This window comes from Myxococcus sp. AM011, assembly GCF_013372595.1.
Taxonomy (GTDB): domain Bacteria; phylum Myxococcota; class Myxococcia; order Myxococcales; family Myxococcaceae; genus Myxococcus; species Myxococcus eversor.
Map to the genome: position 1 here is coordinate 40,309 of NZ_JABXEM010000028.1, position 19,267 is coordinate 59,575.

At 70.8% G+C, this 19,267-nt stretch carries 19 protein-coding genes; 7 read left to right on the plus strand and 12 right to left on the minus strand.

All coding sequences use genetic code 11. The features are described from left to right. Positions 1-8 precede the first annotated feature (8 nt). Positions 9-1,082 carry an oxidoreductase gene (locus HUW62_RS08315; protein ID WP_176434110.1) on the plus strand — a complete coding sequence of 358 codons (1,074 nt, stop codon included), beginning with the start codon at positions 9-11 and terminating at the stop codon, positions 1,080-1,082. Here HUW62_RS08315 and HUW62_RS08320 read toward each other — a convergent pair. From HUW62_RS08320 to HUW62_RS08370, 11 genes are all read right to left on the minus strand, one after another. Continuing rightward, a complete protein-coding gene (locus tag HUW62_RS08320; protein ID WP_176434111.1) occupies positions 1,042-1,941 on the minus strand; it encodes a MerR family transcriptional regulator in 900 nt (299 codons plus the stop codon). The genes HUW62_RS08315 and HUW62_RS08320 overlap by 41 nt on opposite strands. A 12-nt stretch (positions 1,942-1,953) precedes the next feature. Then, positions 1,954-2,820: a MerR family transcriptional regulator gene (locus HUW62_RS08325; RefSeq protein WP_163862862.1), complete on the minus strand. Its 867-nt coding sequence runs from the start codon at positions 2,818-2,820 to the stop codon at positions 1,954-1,956. Beyond that, positions 2,817-3,494 (minus strand): lysophospholipid acyltransferase family protein, encoded by a 678-nt coding sequence (locus HUW62_RS08330; protein ID WP_163862864.1) that lies wholly within the window; start codon positions 3,492-3,494, stop codon positions 2,817-2,819. The genes HUW62_RS08325 and HUW62_RS08330 overlap by 4 nt, the downstream gene beginning before the upstream one ends. Further along, the gene (locus tag HUW62_RS08335) at positions 3,491-3,847 is read right to left on the minus strand and encodes a lycopene cyclase domain-containing protein (RefSeq protein WP_163862866.1); all 357 of its coding nucleotides are present in this window, start codon (positions 3,845-3,847) and stop codon (positions 3,491-3,493) included. Before HUW62_RS08335 ends, HUW62_RS08330 begins: the two co-directional genes overlap by 4 nt. Continuing rightward, entirely contained in the window at positions 3,844-4,230 is a 387-nt protein-coding gene (locus tag HUW62_RS08340) for a lycopene cyclase domain-containing protein (protein ID WP_163862868.1), read from the minus strand. The genes HUW62_RS08335 and HUW62_RS08340 overlap by 4 nt, the downstream gene beginning before the upstream one ends. Further along, positions 4,227-5,390 carry a glycosyltransferase gene (locus HUW62_RS08345; RefSeq protein ID WP_176434112.1) on the minus strand — a complete coding sequence of 388 codons (1,164 nt, stop codon included), beginning with the start codon at positions 5,388-5,390 and terminating at the stop codon, positions 4,227-4,229. Before HUW62_RS08345 ends, HUW62_RS08340 begins: the two co-directional genes overlap by 4 nt. Beyond that, positions 5,387-6,313, minus strand: coding sequence for a carotenoid 1,2-hydratase (locus tag HUW62_RS08350; RefSeq protein WP_163862872.1), 927 nt, complete (start codon positions 6,311-6,313; stop codon positions 5,387-5,389). Before HUW62_RS08350 ends, HUW62_RS08345 begins: the two co-directional genes overlap by 4 nt. Further along, positions 6,310-7,767, minus strand: coding sequence for an NAD(P)/FAD-dependent oxidoreductase (locus HUW62_RS08355; protein ID WP_163862874.1), 1,458 nt, complete (start codon positions 7,765-7,767; stop codon positions 6,310-6,312). Before HUW62_RS08355 ends, HUW62_RS08350 begins: the two co-directional genes overlap by 4 nt. 81 nt (positions 7,768-7,848) lie before the next feature. Beyond that, a complete protein-coding gene (locus HUW62_RS08360) occupies positions 7,849-8,865 on the minus strand; it encodes a phytoene/squalene synthase family protein (RefSeq protein WP_163862877.1) in 1,017 nt (338 codons plus the stop codon). Continuing rightward, a complete protein-coding gene (locus HUW62_RS08365) occupies positions 8,862-10,418 on the minus strand; it encodes an NAD(P)/FAD-dependent oxidoreductase (RefSeq protein WP_163862879.1) in 1,557 nt (518 codons plus the stop codon). The genes HUW62_RS08360 and HUW62_RS08365 overlap by 4 nt, the downstream gene beginning before the upstream one ends. Before the next feature lie 7 nt (positions 10,419-10,425). Then, positions 10,426-11,505 (minus strand): polyprenyl synthetase family protein, encoded by a 1,080-nt coding sequence (locus HUW62_RS08370; protein WP_163862881.1) that lies wholly within the window; start codon positions 11,503-11,505, stop codon positions 10,426-10,428. 115 nt (positions 11,506-11,620) lie between these two features. Between HUW62_RS08370 and HUW62_RS08375 the strand changes: the two genes are divergently transcribed. From HUW62_RS08375 to HUW62_RS08390, 4 genes are all read left to right on the plus strand, one after another. Continuing rightward, positions 11,621-12,193: a peroxiredoxin gene (locus HUW62_RS08375; protein WP_163862883.1), complete on the plus strand. Its 573-nt coding sequence runs from the start codon at positions 11,621-11,623 to the stop codon at positions 12,191-12,193. Further along, on the plus strand, positions 12,190-13,095 hold the full coding sequence (locus HUW62_RS08380; RefSeq protein ID WP_163862885.1) for a TIGR01777 family oxidoreductase: 906 nt from the start codon (positions 12,190-12,192) through the stop codon (positions 13,093-13,095). The genes HUW62_RS08375 and HUW62_RS08380 overlap by 4 nt, the downstream gene beginning before the upstream one ends. 10 nt (positions 13,096-13,105) lie before the next feature. Further along, positions 13,106-14,170, plus strand: a complete 1,065-nt coding sequence (locus tag HUW62_RS08385) for an alpha/beta hydrolase-fold protein (protein ID WP_163862887.1) — start codon at positions 13,106-13,108, stop codon at positions 14,168-14,170. 166 nt (positions 14,171-14,336) lie between these two features. Next, on the plus strand, positions 14,337-14,942 hold the full coding sequence (locus HUW62_RS08390; protein WP_163862889.1) for a hypothetical protein: 606 nt from the start codon (positions 14,337-14,339) through the stop codon (positions 14,940-14,942). A 21-nt stretch (positions 14,943-14,963) separates the two neighbouring features. Here HUW62_RS08390 and HUW62_RS08395 read toward each other — a convergent pair whose 3' ends face one another. Next, positions 14,964-15,596, minus strand: coding sequence for a hypothetical protein (locus HUW62_RS08395; protein WP_176434113.1), 633 nt, complete (start codon positions 15,594-15,596; stop codon positions 14,964-14,966). A gap of 36 nt (positions 15,597-15,632) precedes the next feature. Here HUW62_RS08395 and HUW62_RS08400 point away from each other — a divergent pair, with 36 nt between their 5' ends. Together HUW62_RS08400 and HUW62_RS08405 are read left to right on the plus strand one after the other, a co-directional pair. Further along, the gene (locus tag HUW62_RS08400) at positions 15,633-18,683 is read left to right on the plus strand and encodes an aldo/keto reductase (RefSeq protein WP_176434114.1); all 3,051 of its coding nucleotides are present in this window, start codon (positions 15,633-15,635) and stop codon (positions 18,681-18,683) included. 202 nt (positions 18,684-18,885) lie between these two features. After that, the coding region (locus HUW62_RS08405; protein ID WP_176434115.1) for a hypothetical protein at positions 18,886-19,267 on the plus strand (382 nt) is incomplete at its 3' end.

Genomic DNA, 19,267 nt, shown 5'->3' on the forward strand with positions numbered 1-19,267 from the left:
GACGCGGCATGATGACGGGAGCCATCTGGCTGGCGACGCTGTTGTCGCTGGGGAGCGCGGGCATGAAGTGGGAGCCCCAGGACAGCCACACCACCGTGCGCCTGCGAGGCGTCAGCGCCGTCGACGCACGCGTGGGCTGGGCCAGCGGGGACAAGGGGACCTTCGTCCGGACGACGGACGGAGGCGTGACGTGGAAGGCGGGCACGGTGCCCGGCGCTGAAGGCCTGGACTTCCGCGACGTGGATGCCTTCAGCGACACCACCGCGTATCTGCTCTCCATCGGCGAGGGCGACAAGTCCCGCATCTACAAGACGGTGGACGGCGGCGAGCACTGGACGCTCCAGTTCACCAGCTCGACGCCCGGCGCGTTCTTCGACGGGATGGCCTTCTGGGACGAGCAGCAGGGCCTCGCCTTCAGCGACCCGGTGGAGGGCCGCTTCCTCGTCATCGCCACTTCCGACGGCGGCGCCACCTGGGCTCCGCTTCCCGCTGAAGCGTTTCCGCCCGCGCTCCCCGGCGAGGCGGGCTTCGCGGCCAGCGGCACCAGCATCGCCGTGCGAGCCCCGAGGCAGGCGTGGTTCGGCCTGGGCGGCGCGGCGGCGCGCGTGCTCCGCACGACGGACGGAGGCAAGTCGTGGAGCGTCGCGACGACGCCCCTGGCCACGGGCGACGGCGGCGGCGTCTTCTCGCTGCTCTTCTGGAGCGACACCGACGGCATCGCCGTGGGCGGCAACCACCAGCGTCACGATGACGCCACCGGCAACCTGGCCCTCACGCGGGACGGGGGCAAGACGTGGAGCGTGCCCCCAGGCGCGAGGCCCGCGGGCTACCGCTCCTGCGTCGCGCGGTTGCCAGGAGCGCCGGGGCCCACGCTCGTCACCGTGGGGCCGTCCGGCTCGGAGCTGTCCGTGGACGGCGCGAAGCACTGGACGTCGCTGGGCACCCCGGGCTTCCACGCCGTGTCCGCATCGCCCACGGGCAAGCGCGTGTGGGCTGTCGGAGACGCGGGCCGCATCGCGACGCTCCAGCGGGCGCCCGCGCCTAGTCCTCCAACACCTTCGCCCAGTCGTCCTCGGCGCTGAACAGCCGCGCGCCCAGTCGGACGACGACGTCCGAGTGGGCCACCGCCGCCGCGCCGCCCACCCATACGGGTACGCCCCGGGGCAGCGCCCGCATCAGCTCGGAGAGCGTGTCGCGGAACGGCCCCTCGCCCCGGTTGTGGACGGCGGACAGGCCCACCAGCTCCGGCTTCAGCTCCGCCACCGCCCGGCCCAAATCCAACGCGGGCACCCGCTGTCCCAGGAGCGTCACCCGGAAGCCCGTGTGACGCAGGCGCAGCGCCACGCCCAGCAGCCCCAGCTCGTGCTCCTCGTCCGGGAAGCACGCCAGCACCGCGTGGCGCCGCCCGCTGTCCGGCGCCGCGTGCAGCAGGTTCACCAGCCGGGCGCGCACCACCTGCGTCACCAGGTGCTCCTGCACCACGCTCAACTCTCCCGAGTGCCAGCGCTCGCCCACCTCGCGCTGGAGCGGCGCCAGCACGCCGTCGAACGCCTTGAGCGGGGGCAGCGCGGACAGCACCTCGTCCACCACGGCGGACACGCCGCCCTGGTCATACGCCTCGGCCGCGAGCAGCGCGGCGTCCCGCCAGAACTCCAGGCCCGCGCCGGAGCCCCGGACGTCGTCGGGGGCGGCGGGCACGGCGTCCAGCTGCGCGAGCAGTTGAGGCAGCAGCTTCGCCGCCTCGCTGATGGCCACGCCCTCGTCCGTCAGCTTCTTGAGCCGCTTGAGCAGCGCGATGTCCCGCTCGGTGTAGACGCGGTAGCCGGCGGGCGTGCGCAAGGGCTGGAGCACGCCATACCGACGCTCCCAGGCCCGGATGAGCTCCACCCGAACCCCTGACAGCTCCGCGGCGACGTGGATTCGGTAGGTGCGCTCGGCCATGGGCGATACGGGTCAGGGGCGGTTCTGCGCGGTACGCACCTGGTTCCAGAGGGCTATCAGCTCCTGAGAGGACTCCGCGTACTGCGCGCCCAGCGTGAAGGTGGCCTTCAGGTGCTCGCGAGCGCCGGGCCCTCCTACCACGACCGGCGTGGGGGCGCAGGCTCGCAGCGCATCTGATAACAGCGTCATGAATTCGTCCGGTTCGCGCCTCTGCACGAAGGACAGCGCCACCATGTCCGGGTGGAGCTGCTCGCGGGCGGAGCGCAGCGCCTCGGCCGGGGTGTCCGCCCCCAGCATCGTCACCCGCCACCCCTGGCGCTTGAGCTGCACGCCCAGGCCCAGGAGGCCCCCCTCGTGGAAGTCCTGGGGCGGGCAGGCCAGGAGCGCGCGCGGCCCGTTCGCCGGGCTCTCCACGCTCGTCAGCACCTGCCGCAGCCGCTGCCGGATGAACCCGGACGCCAGGTGCTCACGGGCGATGTCCAGCCGCGCGCTCATCTCTCGCAGCAGCGGCATCAGGAAGTCGTCGCAGTAGGTGTCCACGTCCATGGCCTCCTGCGCCTCGTCGAGCACGCGCGACACCTCGTCCCCGTCCAGCAGCATGACGGCGGCCCAGAAGCGCTCCTGGAACCGCTCCGCGCGGGGCATCGACTTCACGGGCGTGGCGAGCACCTGGGCGATGGCCTCGCTCACCGCCAGGCCGTCCAGTTGGATGAGCCGCGCGACGCGGCGGATGGACTCCACCTCCTCGCGCGAATAGACGCGGTAGTTGTTGCCCTCCGAGCGCATCGGGCGCGGGAAGCCGTAGCGTCGCTCCCACGCGCGCAGGGTCGCCTCGCGGATGCCCGTCAGGCGGGCGATGGTGCGGATGCGCAGCATCATGGCCCCACCCCTCGGGCGGCATCCCAGCGCTCCGCCACGCCCCGCGCGCCGGACACCTTGCGCGTGAAGCCCTCCAGGCTCGTCACCGCCATCAACCGGCGCACCACGGACTCCAGCCCCTGCTGGAAGACAGCCAGTGAGCCGGGCGGGTGCGGCGTGCCCACCTCCAGGAGGACATCCGGGCGCTCGTGCTCGAAGAAGGCGTAGCGCACGCCAATGGGCACGCACTCCACCTTGGCCACGCGCGCCAGCAGCTCCACGCCGCGCTCCAGCCGCAGCGGCAGTTCGCCGAAGGGCCGGTGCTCACCCTCGGGAAAGACATATAGCGCCGCGCGGGGGCGCTTCAGGAGGTCCTTCGCGTAGCGCAGCGACTCCACCGACGACACGGCGTCCTTGCGGCGGATGCTGAAGGCTCCGATGCGCGCCAGGAAGGGGTAGCGGCGCAGGTTCTCCTCGTCCATCAGGCAGTAGGCGTCCCACCCCGCCACGCGCGAGAGCTGGTGCAGCATGAAGCCGTCCCACCAGTTCGCGTGGTTCAGGTACACCAACCTCCCCGGGCCAGCGGCGGGCAGTTCTCCGCGCACCCACAGGCCTCGGAACGCCGAGCGGAACTTCCACCCGATATACGCGTCCAGCGCCCACCCGAAGGGGCCTCCCTTGGCCGCGGGAATCACGACGCCTTGGCCTCCTTCTTCGTCAAGAGCTCCACCAGGCCCGTGAAGAGGGCGAGCCCCAGCGACACGAGCACGCTGGTCAGCAGGAAGAACAGCACCTCCTCCAGGGGAACGAGCCCCACGTAGACGCCCAGGTGCAGGCCCTCGCCGAAGTTCCAGATGCCCGTGGAGATGGCCAGGTGGTCAGCCACCGCCAGGTAGATGCCGATGATGAACGCGGGCGGAAGCACCGCGCGCAGCACCGCGCCGGAGCGCTCCTTGTAATGGCGCACCAGCACCACCGTCTGCAAGAGGATGAGCGGCAGCGTCCAGCCGACCAGGTGGATGAGATAGGCCCAGCGCGTCTCCATCATGACGACACCTCGCTCGGGGCCAGGGCGCGCTCGGAGGGAGGCGTGGGCAACGACGTCGCGGGCCGCGCGGGCTCCGTGCGCGCCAGTGCGCGGGTGAGTCGGGCCCTCGCCCACAGCCCCACGAGGAGCGTCTGGAGGCCGAAGAACAGGTACTCCTCCAGCGGCAGGTAGCCCAGCTTGATGCCCCAGATGCGGCTCTCGTCGAAGCCCCACAGGCCCCACTTCACCGCGAGGTTGTCCCAGGGCGACGTCGCCGCGTAGACGACGATGAGCAAGAGCCCCATGGGCGCCAGACTGCGCGCCGTGAAGGTGCGGCGGTAGCGCCACAGCAGGAAGACGATGGGCAGCACCACGAACAGCCCGAGGAAACGCGCGTAGGTCATCCAGGTCCTCCCGTCAGCTCCGGCGACACCCGGACCATGCGGCCTCCCGGCAAGAGCGCGTACGTGCGCCCCCGCCACGTCACCAGGCCCTGGCGGCCCAGGGAGACGATGAAGGCAGTCAGCAACAGCAACTCTCCCAGCAACCAATCCGTCAAGGCGCGCCCGAGGCCCGCGTCGCGCAAGCCCTCCACCCGAGGCGCGCCGAGCACCGCGAGTCGGAGCGCCAGCAGAGCGCGCACGCACACGAGCAATCCCACGGCGAGCGAGAGCACGGGCGAGCCCAGCAGGGCGGCCAGCACCACCAGCGGCACGGTGGGCGTGAAGAGCAGCGGCACGGTGGGGTACAGCGCGGGACGGTGACTGGCCAGCACGCGCATCCAGCGCGTGAAGCGGGCCAGGGGAACCTCCCAAGCGCCGATGTCTCCCAGCGGCACCACGGCCGGCGCGTCGCTCAGTTCGACGTCGAGGCCGAGTGCGTGCAGGCGCTTCGACAGCTCCAGGTCCTCGCCGATGTGGTCGGCCAGGGACTTGAGCGACTCCATCGCCACTGGGGACAGACCCAGGGCCTTGCCACACACGGACTTCGCGCCCGCGCTCATCACGTGCAGCGCGAGGAAGCTGTGATGCGTGTAGCGAAGCAGACCGGCCATGGCCCGCCCGGCGCCATCGCGCACGTCCACCGGAGTGGGGGCGGCGGTGCTCAGCGCGGCCCCACGAACCAGGGGCGCCGCGAGCCCTTCCACGAGCGCGCCTGTCACCGCGACATCCGCATCCACGGCGAGGACGACGCGGCCCTCGATGGGAAGCACCTCCAGCGCGTAGAGGAGATGGCCCACCTTGCGGTTGGGCGTGAGCGGGTCGCTCGGCAGCCAGCGAACGTCGGGTGGAAGCCGGGGGCGGTAGGGCGAAACGACGACCTGCTCCAGCGCGCCCGCGTACTCGATGGGCAGGGCCAGGTTCTCCAGCTCACGAGGCGTGGGCGCGTCCACCGGGCGCAGCAACAACACCGAAGGCCGAGTGCCATGCGCCTCGACAGACGGCTCCTGCACGGGCCGAGTCCCCGTGCCCCGACGCAGGCGCAGCAGGCGCGCGAGCGCGACGCCGCTGAAGCCCGTGGCGAGCACGGCCCAACCCAGTCCCAGGAGAACCGGAACGCTCATGCCGCCGTCCCCAGCCGCGTGCGGAAGTGCGCCATCCAGCGGATGAAGGGCGAGTGGAAGCGACGGAAGTCCGCCACCTCGCCCATGCAATCCAGCGCGCCCTTGCGAGCCTCCATCCGCGCATAGAAGGGCGAGGACTCCAGCAACCGCGCCTGCCCCACCTCCACGTTGCCGGCCTGGAGTCGCGAGGGCACGCGCAGGCCCCAGCCGGTAATCACCGTGGGCTGCGTCCTCGGTCCCGGGCCCCGCTCGCAACGCACGCCCTGCGCACACGCCGTCATCCGCAGCGGCGCCACGCCATCCGGCAGGTGGTAGTCCACCACCGTCGTCGCGTCCTCGCGATGCGTGCGCGCCCAGTGCCAGCCCGCGAGCCGCTCGCCCAGCAGCTCCTCGCCGTGGTTCGTGTCGTGGTAGCCCAGCCCCTCCGCCTTCACCCCAAGGGAGGACACCTCCAGCCGAGCCCGCGCGCGAGGCGCCAGCGCCTGCCAGTAGTGCGGCAGCTCGGGCATCAACCGCACCACCTCGCCCACCGGCGTCAGCGGCTCCAGGGTGAGGCGCGCGCTCACGGGCCGCCCCCAGGGCGCCGTCCAGTCCTCCACGTCCATACGCACCGTGCCACCCTCTCCGTACGTCAGCGTCGAGCGGCCAATCCGCAGCCGTCCCGCCGACTCCACCTCGGCATGAGGGTACTCGCTCAGGACCCAGAGGCGGCGCACGCCCTCGTGGTACAGCGCGAAGTTCACCGCGCTGTGCTCCATGGGCCGCCCGCCCCGCCGCGCCGCCACCGAATAGCGCGGGGAGAAGAGCGAACCCAGCATGAAGATGCACACCGCGCTGTAGGGCCCCGCCGTCACGTCGGCATAGAACCAGCGATAGGCCCCCGCTTCACGGGGCAGCGGAGGAATGTCGCGCAGGCTGTTCATGCGCCCCTCCGCAGATGCTCGGATGCCATCTCCGCGGCGAAGCGCCCCGACAGCATGACGAGCGGCACCCCGCCCCCCGGATGCGTGCCACCTCCCGCGAAGAACAGGCCCGGGGTGTTTCCCCGGATGCGCGGACGACGGAAGGGCCCCAGCTTCCCATGCGGCAGGAAGCCGTAGATGGAGCCTCCCGGCGCCCCCTGCGCGGCCAGGTCCACCGGCGAGCGCTGGCCGATGACTCGCACCCGGCCCTTCAGCTCCGGGAAGTGCGCGAAGAGCTTCTCGAACATCTGCGCCTTCACCCGCTCCGCTTGAAGCTCCCAGGCGCGCGCCGCCGCGTCCGCCTCCGCTTCATCCACCGGCAACGCGGGCGCGTTCACCATGACGAACAGGCCCGTGCGCCCAGACGGCGACATCGTCGGGTCCGTCGCGGTGGGGTTGCAGAAGTACACCGTCGGGTCCGTCGCGAGCTGCCCGCTGAACAGCTCGTCGAACTCGCGCCGGTAGTCGCCACCAAACAGCACCGCGTGGTGCGGCAGCGAGGGACGCCCCTCCACTTCCAGCAACAACACGAACCCGGAGAGCGCCAGCGGCTCGTCTCCACGACGCAGTGACTCCAGCGGGTCCGCGTTCACCACCACGCTGTCGAACGGCGCGGAGTCCTCGCCGGGCCCCACGCGGTAGCCTTCGCTCGTATGCGCGAACCGAGCGCGCGTCTTCAGGTGCACCGTGACACCGAGCCTGCGCACCGCCCGCCCCAGCGCGTCCACCAGCGCGCCCACGCCGCCCTGGGCATGGTGGACGCCGTACGCGCGCTCGATGTGCGGAATCAACGCGTAGGCCGCGCTCGCCTCGTACGGAGACGCGCCCGCGTACGTGGCGAAGCGACCCACGTACTGCTGCAGGTGCGAGGTGCGCAGGTGCTTCACCGCCAGCCCGTGCAGGGACGACAACTGCATCCCCGCCATCACCGCGCCAATCCCCCGGCGGGCCACGCGTCCCATGAACCCGGCCATGCCCTCGAAGGGCGCCTCCAGGTACGGCTCGCCCGCGGCGCCCCAGATGGCGGCGGCCTCCGCGTAGAAACCGCGGATGCCCTTGCGCTCCACCGGCTTCACCTCACTCGCGCTGTCCGCGGTGCGGTCCAGGTCCTTGTACGCGGTGAAGGCGCACCCGTCCGAGAAGCGATAGGTGCACTGCGGCTCCAACTCGGTGAGCCTCGGCAACAGGTCGAGCGCACCCAGTTGCTCGAAGGTGCCACGCACCAGGTCCGGCAACGTCAGCAACGTGGGCCCGGTGTCCAGGGTGATTCCGTCCACGGTGACGGCCTGGGCCTTGCCACCCAGCGAGGGCCCGCCCTCGAAGAGCGTCACCGCGTGGCCTTCCTTCGCCAGCAGGCCCGCCGCGGTGAGTCCTCCAATGCCTCCCCCCACGACAGCGACACGAGAGGTGCTCATGACCAGGGCCTCCGTCGCGCCACCTCGGCGTCCAGGAGCCCGCGCGTCCGTGCCTCGCCAGCCACCGACAGGCGCTTCGCTTCACCCATGGCGTTGTCCCCCTACTTCGCTCGGCAGCAGTGGCACGCGCGGCTCGGCCGGCGGCGCGGGAAGCACGGAGTGGGGCCGGAGGAAGGCCGAGGTGGCCAGCGACAGCTTGCGCCGCGTCGTCACATACGCCCGAGAGCTGAACACGTCGTAGTCGCGCGCTTCGATTTCACGAAGGATGTCGCCATAGATGGCGCCCATCAGCCGAACCATCCGCTGACTGCCAAAGCCCGTGAGCGCGGGCACACCCAGGGCCGCTCTCGCGTAGTACGTCCGCGCGCGCTCGACCTGGAAGCGCATGAAGTCGCGCCACCGCGCATCCACCTTGCCCTGCCGCAAGTCGTCCTCGGACAGGCCGAAGGCCGCCAGCTCCCGAGCGGGCAGGTACACCCGCCCCCGCTCCAGGTCCTCGCGCACATCGCGCAGGATGTTGGTGAGCTGCATGCCCCGGCCCAGGTCCGCCGCTGGCTGCAGCGCGCCCTCGTCCGAGCACCCCAACACCGGCGTCAGCATCAACCCCACCACGCCCGCCACGCGGTAGCAGTAGAGGTCCAACTCCTCCCACGTGGCGTAGTGGTGCTTCGTCAGGTCCATCTCCATGCCGGAGATGAGGTCCTGGAAGGGCTGCTCGGGAATCCGGTAGTGGCGCACCGTGTGCGCGAGCGCGGCGAACTCCCCCGCGTCCCACGGTGAGCTCGCCGCCACGCCCACCAGTCGTCCGCCCGGCGGCCCCAGCTCCTTCGACGCCAGCTCCGGCATGGGCACGTACAGCTCCGCCACCATGCGCCGCGCCCGCCCCAGCCGCACGGACAAGTCCTCCGTCGCCGCGCCCGCCTCGTCCACCAGGTCATCGAGCCGCCGGCAGAACGCATACAGCGCGAAGGCCGCCTTGCGACGCTGACCGAACAGCAGATACGAGGCGAAGAAGAAGCTCTTCGCGTGGTGACGCGTCACCCGCCGCGCCAGCCAATATCCCCGGCGCACCAGCGCCCTGTCGTCGGACGCGCTCACGCCGCCGCCTCCACCGCTGTCGACTTCGTCCGGCTTCCGCGCGGCGAGAGCGTCACGCCCTGCTGCCTTGCCCAGTCTCCCAGGCGCTCGGTGACGAGCCGCGCGGAGATGAGCACCGTGGGCAGCCCCGTGCCCGGCTGCGTGGAGGCTCCGACGAAGAAGAGGTTCTTCACCCGCGCGTCCTGGTTGGACGGACGGAAGGGCCCAATCTGCATGAAGTTCTGCGCCAGGCCGAAGGCGCTGCCCTTCGCCAGGTTGTACGTGCCCGCCCAGTCATCCGGAGTGAAGACGCGCTCCACCTCGATGTCCGACTCCAGGTTGGGGAAGCCCAGCTCCGCCAGCCGCGCGAAGACCTTGGCGCGCACCTTCGGCCCCTCCGTCTTCCAGTCCAGCGACGGGTGCTGGTGCGGCACGGGCACCAGCACGTAGAGCGAGTCCTTGCCCTCGGGCGCCATCGACGCGTCGGTGCGCGTGGGCGCGTTGACGTAGAAGCTCGGGTCGTCCGGCACGCGGAAGCGCTTGAAGATGTCTTCGAACGAGCCCCGGTAGTCGCGCCCGAAGATGACATTGTGATGCAACAGCTCCGGCACCTTCCGGCGCATGCCCAGGTAGAGCATGTAGCCGCTGGAGGTGTAGCGCAGCGACTCGCGGCGCTTGAGCGTGGTGGCCTGGGGGTCCAACAGCTTCTCGTACGCGTAGGGCAGGTCCGCGTTGCACAGCACCGCGTCCGCCTCCAGCACCTCGCCACCCTCCAGCCGGACTCCGGTGGTGCGGTTTCCGTCCGTGAGGATGCGCTCCACCGGCGAGCCGTAGTGGAAGCGCACGCCCTCCTCGATGGCCAGCCGCTCCAGCGCCTGCGGAATGGCATACAGCCCACCCTTGGGGAACCAGATGCCCACGCCCAGCTCGGTGAAGGGCAACAGGCCGTAGACGGCGGGCGACTCGAAGGGAGAGACGCCCAGGTACATCGTCTGGAACGTCATCGCCGCGCGCAGCCGGTCATCGCGGAAGTAGCGGCTGACGTCCGGGTACATGCGCCGGTGGGCGCGCACCTGGAAGATGCGGGCGAGCACGCGCGGGGACAGATAGTCGGTGATGCCCGCGTAGTTGCGGCCCACCAGATGGTCCAGGCTGGTGCGGTACTGGACACGACCCTGGGCCAGGAAGGCGAGGTAGCGCGCGTAGCTGCCCGGCTCCACCCGCTCCAGCTCTCGTCCCATGGCGCACAGCTCGGAGGTGAACGTCACGTCGGAGCCGTCACGGAAGTGAACCCGATAGTTCGGGTCGCACTTGAGCAACGTCAGGTAGTCCTCGATTCGGCGGCCGAGCGCGCGGAAGGTCTCCTCGAACACCTCCGGCATCAGCACGATGGTGGGACCGATGTCCCAGGTGAAGCCGTCCACCCGCAGCCGGTTGCAGCGCCCGCCCGGCCCCACCGTCTTCTCGACGACCTGGACGTCGAAGCCCTGGTGCGCCAGTCGCGCCGCCGCGGCCAGACCTCCCACGCCAGCGCCCACCACCACCACGCGTCTGCCTTGTGTCCGCGGGCTCATGTGTTCCTCAGGCCGCGCGATGCGCGAGCCGGGCGATGAGGGCGTCCATCAAGTCCCTCACGCCGTTGGGGTTGGGCAACGACTGGAGGGTGCGACGAGCGGCGCGAGAGGCGCGCTCCACCATCCGCTCGCACGCGGCTCGGCCGCCATGCGCCTCCACCAGCGCCCGGGCACGCACCAGGGCCGCCGCATCCTTCTGACATTCCGGCAGCGCCCAGAGCGCCTCCAGCTCCTCGCGTCCCTCGGGCGAGGCGCGCGCATACGCCGCGAGCAGGGGGAAGGTGCGCTTGCCTTGCGTGAAGTCGCTGGCCGACGACTTGCCCGCGACGGTGGAGTCGCCGAAGAGGCCGATGAGGTCATCGCGGAGCTGGTAGGCGAGCCCCACCTGACGGCCCACGCGCTCCAGCCCCTCCAGCAGCGCGGGGCTCGCGCCGCCCAGCATGGCGCCACAGACGAGCGGCGCGCAGAAGCCGTAGCGCGCCGTCTTGAGGTAGGCCACGCGCATCACCTGGAACAGCGACACCTCCGACAGCGGCGCGCGCTCCAGAGACAAATCCAGATACTGCCCCGCCGCCGTGTGCCGGCACACCGCCAGGTAGTAGCGGACGACTTTCGCCACGCCCGGCAGGTCCGACTCCAGCATCGCCTCCAGGGCGCGCGCGAAGAGGTGGTCTCCCACCACCACCGCCAGGTCCTCGCCCATCCGCCCGGGCGCCAGCAGGTGGTGCAGCGCCGCGCTCCCACGTCGCAGCACCGCGCGGTCCGCCACGTCGTCATGAATCAGGAGGAAGGTGTGGAGCAACTCCAACCCCGCGGCGAAGCGCCACAGCTCCGAGGGCACCACCGGTGTGCCCTTCGCGAGACAGTGCCCCGCCATCACCAGCGCCGGACGCACCCGCTTCGCGGGCCGCAGCGCGTACAGCCGCGCCTCCTCCAACGCCCGCGTCCACCGCGCGTCCAGGCCCGCCTCGTCCGGAAGCTCGAACAGCTCCGCCAGCGACGCCTCCACCTTCGCGTGCACCAGCATCCGCCACGCCTGCTCCAAAGGGAGTTCGCCCGGCTGCGCGGCGGAACGCGGGAGTGCCATGGGTTGATCCTCGGGGTTCATGAGGGTCCTGCCCTCCAGACGTAGCGTTTGCGTCGAGGGCTTGTCAAGGCTATGTACAGGGTTTGTAAGAACCTTGTCCACCGGGGGTCACCTCATGAAGTTGTGGATCACAAGCACGCTGACGGCGGCCCTGCTGACCCAGGGTGCGCTGGCTTCCAGCCCAGCAGACGGCCCGCACGATGCGACGTTACGGAGTTCCAGCGGAGATGAGATTCGCCTCTCGAAATGGCGTGGAAAACCGGTAATTCTCTTTTATGAGGACAAGGACTCCACGACGCTCAACGCGGAGCTGAAGGAGGAGCTGTTCGCGCGCGGCAAGGAGCGGAACCTCTTGGGCTCCGCCTGGGTGGTGGCGGTGGCCAACCTGCGGAAGTTCGACTTCTTTCCCGCTCGGCAGATTGCCCTCTCCTATGTGCGGGATGAGGAGAAGAAGGTGGGCGTGCCCATCCTGGTGGATTTGGACGGGACGATGGGCTCGGCGCCGTGGGGCCTGCCGATGAAGACCTCCAACGTGCTGCTGCTGGATGCCCAGGGCGCGGTGGTCTACCGGTATTCCGGGAAGATGAAACCGGAGGAGCAGGTGGCGTTCTTCTCGGCCCTGAGCACGCTGGTGGGGGTGGACCTCAACACGCCGGCGGCGCCCAAGGCCCCGGAGGCCGCGCCGTGAAGGTGGCCATCACCGGCGCCACGGGGTTTCTGGGCCCAGGAATTGTCCAGGGTTTGTTGAGCCAGGGACACACCGTGCATGTGCTGACGCGGGACGTGCCTCGGGCGCTGGAGAAGCTGCCGCCGGGGGTGACGGGTGCGCCCTTCCATGGACGGGCGGCGGTCGCCCCGGAGGTGCTGGGGGGCGCGGACGCCGTCATTCATCTCGCGGGTGAACCGGTGGCGCAGCGGTGGACGAAGGACGCGAAGCAGCGCATCCACGACAGTCGGGTGCTGGGCACGCGGATGTTGGTGGAGGCGATGAAGGCGGCGGGGACGGTGAAGCGCTTCGTGTCCACGTCGGCCATCGGCTACTACGGCGGCGCGCGCGAGGCGGAGGCGCTCACGGAAGAGAGCCCGCCGGGGGACGACTTCCTGGCGCGGGTGTGCGTGGACTGGGAGGCGGAGGCGGGGAACGCGCGCGGCGCGGGCATCAGCACCGCGGTGGTGCGCATGGGCGTGGTGCTGCATCCGGACGGCGGCGCGCTCCACAAGATGTTGCCGCCCTTCCGCATGGGCGCGGGAGGCGCGGTGGGCAGCGGCCGGCAGTACGTGAGCTGGATTCACCGCGAGGATGCCCAGGCGATGGTGCGCTTCGTGCTCCAGGACGCGACGGTGGAGGGCCCGGTGAACGCGACGGCCCCGGAGCCGGTGACGAACGCGACACTTGCCCATGCGCTCGGCCATGCGTTGGGCCGGCCGTCGGTCATGCACATCCCCGCGTTCATGGTGAAGGCGGCCATGGGGGAGATGGCGAAGGTCGTCCTGGAGGGTCAGCGCGTGCTGCCCGCGCGTGCCCGGCAGACAGGCTTCGCCTTCCGCTTTCCCGAACTGGAGGGGGCGCTGAGGAATCTACTGACATAGGTTGACGCGCATGGAAGCCAGGGAGCTGGAAGCGCGAGCGCGAGCCGAGGGCACGCCCGTCATCATCGGAGACACGGCCACCTTCGTGTGGCGGGGGCGGGGGCCTGTCTTCGTGCAGGGTGACTTCCAGGACTGGAGGGGCGAGCCGCTTCCCCTGGAGCGCGTGGCGCCGGGCTTGTGGACTCGCTCGCTGGCGCTGCCCCGCGACGCGTACGTCGAATACGCCCTCTTCGATTCCCACGGGCAGCGGCTGAAGGACGACTTCAACGTCCGCGTCTCCGACAACGGCTTCGGCGACGTCAACCACGCCTTCTACATGCCCGACGGTGGGCCCTCGCTGCCCCTGCGCCGTCCCCGAGGCGTGCCGCGCGGCCACGTCACCCGCCACCGCGTGGACATGTCCGACGTGGGCCTGGACGGCCAGCGCACCGTGCACCTGTACGCCCCGCCGACGCGTGGGCCGGTGCCGCTGCTCGTCGTGCTCGATGGCGATGACTACCTGCGCCGCGTGCGCCTGCCGGAGCTGGTGGACACGCTGGTCGCCGATGGCCGCATGCGGCCCGTGGCCCTCGCGCTCGTCTCCAACGGCGGCGTGACGCGCGGCGTGGAGTACGCGTGCAGCGAGTACACCGTGGCCCTCCTCCTCTGGAAGGTGCTGCCCCTGGCCCGGGAGCACCTGTCGTTGGTGGACGAACGACACAACCCGGGCGTGCACGGGGTGTTGGGCTCGTCGTTGGGCGGGTTGATGTCGCTCTTCATCGGGCTGCGCGCGCCGGAGATTTTTGGACGGGTGCTGTCGCAGTCGGGGGCGTTCGTCGTGGAAAACCACGAGTTCGTCGTGTTCGACCTGGCGCGGCACCTGCCTCGTCGCCCCCTGGACGTGTGGATGAGCTGCGGCCGCTTCGAGGTGTTGCTGGAGGGCAACCAGCGGCTCGTCCCCTTGCTGAAGGGCACCGGGCACCGCGTCGAGTACCGGGAGTACAGCGGAGGGCACAATTACCCGGCCTGGCGGGATGACGTGGTGCGTGGGCTGGAGGCGCTGTTCGCTCCACAGCCCGTGGCCAAGCGCCGGTAGTTGCTGCATTTCTCAAGTGTCTTCTGGTGGTCATCAGCGCGGCATGGGTCCGTGTGCCACCTCACCTTCGTGCTGGACGCAACTGGCGCCCGGGGCGTCCGATAACTTCCTTGAGACTTCCCGGAGCCATGCCCGCACCGGCTCGCAGTCTTCCTGGAGCGCACTCATGTCGCGCATTGATGGTGGCAACCGTTCGTCCCCGCCGAAGAGCTCCGTCTCGGAGCGCTCCAGCACGGAGCGGCCGGACTCCGCCTCCAAGAACGTGCAGCAGAGCCCCGGAAAGAAGGAAGTCCAGGCACATCGCGCGGTGAGTCCGTTCCAGGGCCGCAGCGACTTCGAGCCGGAGCGTCGGCCGACGCCGCGCGCCACGCCCGCAATCAACCCCGCGCTGGCGCCCGCTGCCAATGAGGCCTCGGCCATCGCTGGCGCGGACGCGGAGCTGGAGTTGCTTTCGGAGTTCCCCGACGCCGACGCCCAGGGTGGGATGGCCTCCGCGATGCTGCATGCGCACGCGGACGAGCCCGCCTCGCAGGCGCGCATCGTGGAGCGGCTGAAGCAGGATGGCCGGCTGGAGTCGCTGTTCGGCGAGGTGTTCCGCGAGGGCAATCCCTACGTGGAGCAGCCGCACCGCACCGCCGTCGTCCGCGCGCTCGACACCGCGCTGGCGCGAGGCACCGTGACGAGCGACGACCTGCGCACCTTCACCCGGGGCGCCTACGCCCAGGAGTGGCAGCAGATCGGCTCGGAGCTGGCCACGCCGGACGCGAAGTAGCGGTTCCCTCCGCTGAGTGAGTCAGGAGCCGAGCCGCCCGATGAGGGCGCCGCGAACGGCCTGGGCGACAGCGCGTGAGTCAGTGGTGAGTTCCTCGGGCAGCCAGTAGTACAGCAGCCGGCCACCGGTCTCCACCTGTGCACGGAGGAAGCGCATGCCCTGGGCTTCCGCGCGCTCGGGGCTTCGGGGGAGGCACTGCTTGCACAGACAGGGCAGCGCGGAGTGCTCCTGGTGCGCGGTGAAGTTGATGGGTCCGCCGCCCGCGCTTCCGAGCAGGAGTTCCGAGTCCGCCAAGGTGAGGACGCGAGGCGTCTGGAGGGACATGCCCAGCGCGCCCTTCGCGGCCTGGATGCCCTTGCCGAACTCGAAGCGCAGCTTGGAGATGGCGGAGGTGACGTCGGTGATGGGGACGCGGTTCTTGCGGCCGATCCACCCCTCGTCATCGGAGGACAGGCCTTCGAGCACGGCGACGAGCCAGAGAGCTTCGTCGGGGGGACGCACGGTGACGAGGAAGAGGCGTCCGCCGTCCTCGAGTGGAGTGAGGTGCTTGCTCTGGCTGCGGTAGCGGTCCGTCGGCAACACCTGGCCGGGAGAGAGGCCAGCGGCCTCCTTCTCGAAAATCGCCTTGCTGATGATGGCCAGCATGTCGGGCATGTCCGCAGTGTAGCAGGGCGCCTAGAGTCTCCGGCGATGCTCGAACTGGACCTGGCCACCGTGCGGCTGCTCGACGAGGACGTCACGGTGCGGCGCGAGGCGGCGGGCGCGGTCGATGCCTCGGAGCTGGTGGGACGCTATGCGCTGAGGCAGGCGCTGCTCACGGATGAGGATGCGGAGGTGCGCGCAATCTCCGCGCGGCGGCTCGGTGATGCGAGGGATTCGCGCTTTGCGTCGGCGCTGATTGAAGCGCTCGGTGATGCCATGCCGATGGTGCGGGATAGAGCGTGGCGCGCGCTGGCTCGGCTGGGAGCGGAGGCACTGTTGCCGCATGCGGAGCAGGCGGTGCGGCGGGAGTCCGTGTGGTGGGTGCGCAGGGCGATGGTGCGTGCGGCGGCCTCCGTCGCGGGCTCGGGTGCGGTGGGGGTATTGCTCGCGGCGCTGGAGGACCCGTTCTGGCGCGTGCGCCATGCGGCGGTGCAGGCCCTGGCGTGGCTGGGGGCGGGGAACGAGGGACTGAGGGAACAGGTGCGGAGGGCGGCGGAAGCGAGGGAGCAGGGACCGCTGCGTTCGGCGGTGGCGTGGCTGGAGGGTGAGTGGCGTGCAGTCGCTTCGGGTGACGTGGGACCGCGTCTGTTTGATGCGGAGGGCAGTGCGATGGCTGCCCCCCGGGCAGAGGGCTCACGCGTCGACGATGTGGAAGCGGGACTCGCGAGTGAGGACCCCGCGGTCACCACCGCGCGACTGGAGGCACGACCCGCCGAGTCCCTCTCCGCGCGGGAGCTGGTGGAGTGGCTGGGAGATCCACACGAGCCCCTTCGTGCCCTCGCGCGGCGGCGGCTCCGTGAACGCAAGGACGCGGAAGCACCGCGCCTCGCCATGCACTGGCTGGACGAGCCGCGCGTGCCGCATGCCCAGGACGAAGCACGCGCGTTGCTGGAGCGCCTCAACGTGGATGAGGTCGACCTCGCGACCCGCATCCTCGCGGCGCCACCCCGGCCGGGCTCACTGGCCTGGGCCACACGTGTCGCGGTGAAGCAGGGACACGAGGCACTCCTGGCCAGTGCGCGCGTGTTGGCCCGACACCCCGAGGCCGACATCCGCCGAGCGGTGATATCCGCGCTCGTGTTCGACCCGGACAGTCGCGGCCTCGTGCTGAAGGCACTCGATGATGAAGACGCTTCCGTGCGCGCCGAGGTCATCGGAGCCTGGGAGCGCAGGCCCCGCTCCACATCGGCTGTCGAGGACTTCGCCACGGCGCTGGTGGCCTTCGCTCCACGAGCCACCTCGCCCCGAGAGCGTCGGGCCGTCGCCACCGCCGCCGCATACATGGAAGCCTCCGAGCCACTCCTCCGTGCATCTGGAGACGAGGACCCCTCCGTGCGCGCGGTGGCGCTGCAAGCCCTCGCGTCACTGGACTGGCTCACGCAGACCGAACGAGAGCACGCTGAGTCCCACGAGGACCCGTGGCTGAGAGCCGCCGTGCTGGACGTCGACAGCGCTGCCCGGGTCTGCCTCGATGACTCCGACCCGAGCGTGCGTCGCATGGCGTTGCAGCTCGCCCTCTCACACGGCCGCGCGCTCGCATCCGGCGACCCGACCTACCAGTCCACGCTCGCGCTCGGCTGCGCCCTCTCCCCCGACCCGTGGATACGAGCCCGCGCCGCCGAGCAACTCCGACCCCAGAACGGTGACGCGGAGCTGCGCGCCCTGCTGCGCCTGTCACGTGACACCGAGCTGATGGTCCGCAATGCGGCGGCCTCCCCACTAGAGGCCTGCGACACGCTCGATGAACGACTGGAGGCGCTGCTGGGCCCGCCGGCCAACTCTCGACTGGACGTTCCGCCACTTCCCGACGTTCACAACAAGTTGCCCACACCAGAGGCCTCGCCGCTGGAGTCCGGCGACACACGGCAGGAGCCACCACCACGCCAGCCCACCCCCGGGCACGACACCGACTTGCGCATCGCCGCATGGACGTGGCGCCTGCGCCGAGCCGATGACACCGCCTTCGCCCTGCTCCGCGACTCCCTGCGCGCCCACACCGAGCCCGCCCGCGTCGTCACGCACCTGCAAGCGCTGACACTCACCTTCCCCGATGCGCTCTTCACCGCCGAGCCCGAGCTCGCGCGCCTCCGCCCCACCTCCGCTCCACGACAGCGCACCACCCCATCACCTCGCCCACCGTCTCCACCGCGAGCCTCGTCACGTCCCCTGGGGCGCACTGGACTGAATGTCTCGCCCCTCGTCCTCTCCGGCGCGCACCTCACCTCGCGCGAGCCCTTCTTCGAGGCGCACGAAGCCGGCATCGACACCTTCTTCTGGGAGCCCCGTTACGCCGCGTTGACGCAGTTCCTTCGCAGCGGGCGCGGCCCTCGCGAGCGCTCCGTCATCGTGGCGGGCACGTACCACTCGGGCCCTGCCGCCATTCGTCGCGACGTGGAGTCCGCGCTGCGCCGACTGCGCACCTCGTGGCTCGACGTCTTCCTGCTCTTCTGGGTCCGCGCTCCCGAGCGCCTCTCCGACGAGGACTACGCCGCCCTGGAGCTCCTGCGCACCGAAGGCAAGCTGCGCGCCTTTGGCTTCTCCACGCACCTGCGAGACCTCGCTCGCGACGCGCTCACCCGGCACCCATGGCCCGTCGTGATGACACGTCACAGCGCCGCGCACCCGGGTGCCGAGTCCGCCTTCTTCCCCGAGGCCCAGCGCCAGGGCACCGGCGTGCTCACCTTCACCACCACCTGCTACGGCCGCCTGCTGCGCCCCGTCCCCGGCGTGGCACAGGACACGCCCCTCCCCTCCGCGGTGGACTGCTACCGCTACTCCCTCTCGCAGCCCGGCGTCAGCGCGAGCCTCACCGCGCCCCGCAACCGCCGCGAGCTGCTGCACAACCTCGAAGTGCTGTCCCGCCCGTGGATGGAGCCAGAGGCCCTGTCCGTCATGCGCGCCCACGGCGAGCACGTGCGCGCCCAGGGACGACAGCTCGACACCCTGGTGCGTCGGGCGCCGGGAGGAAGTCGGGAAGCGCTGCTCGCCCTCCTGGAAGAAGACGGGCCCCTGGAGCTCGGCGACCTTCCTTCATCGTGAAGGATGTGGTGAGCTTCGGCCCGCTCCTGGGGCCGCGTGCAGCCAGCCTTTCGTCCGCGATGTCACGTCGCGGCTGCCGATGACACCCATTGAAGGACGACGCGGTACGAGGTCCGCCTGGCGGGCTTCCCCGACCTCGTCCGCCTCTGCCGTGCAGGTGGCGGCGTCCCCAGGAGCACGCGGTTCCGCCTGGAGCGCCTGAATGGACCTGGTCTCACTGCTCCTCGAGCTCAAGCCCTTGATGGAGGACCCCGAGGCGCACTTCAGCCGCATCACCGAACTGCTGGAGCGCCACCAGGGCCTCGCCGAATACGAAGTCGCCCGCTTCTACGTCAGCCGACACTGGAGCGAGGTCGTCACGAAGCGCCTGGGCAGCGTGGACCCGCGCGAGCGCATCCAGGCCGTGCGCCTCATCCCCCTGCTCTTCCCCCGAGTCACCGCCGCCGGCCACCTGCGCCGCCGCGTGAAGGACGCCGACTCCCGCGTGGCCTCCGCCGCGCGCGCCGCCGTGCGCAAGCTGGGGCTCGCCGACGTGTCGCTGCCCGACAGCCGCGAGGAGCCGCCCCGCCGCCCGAGCCCCCACG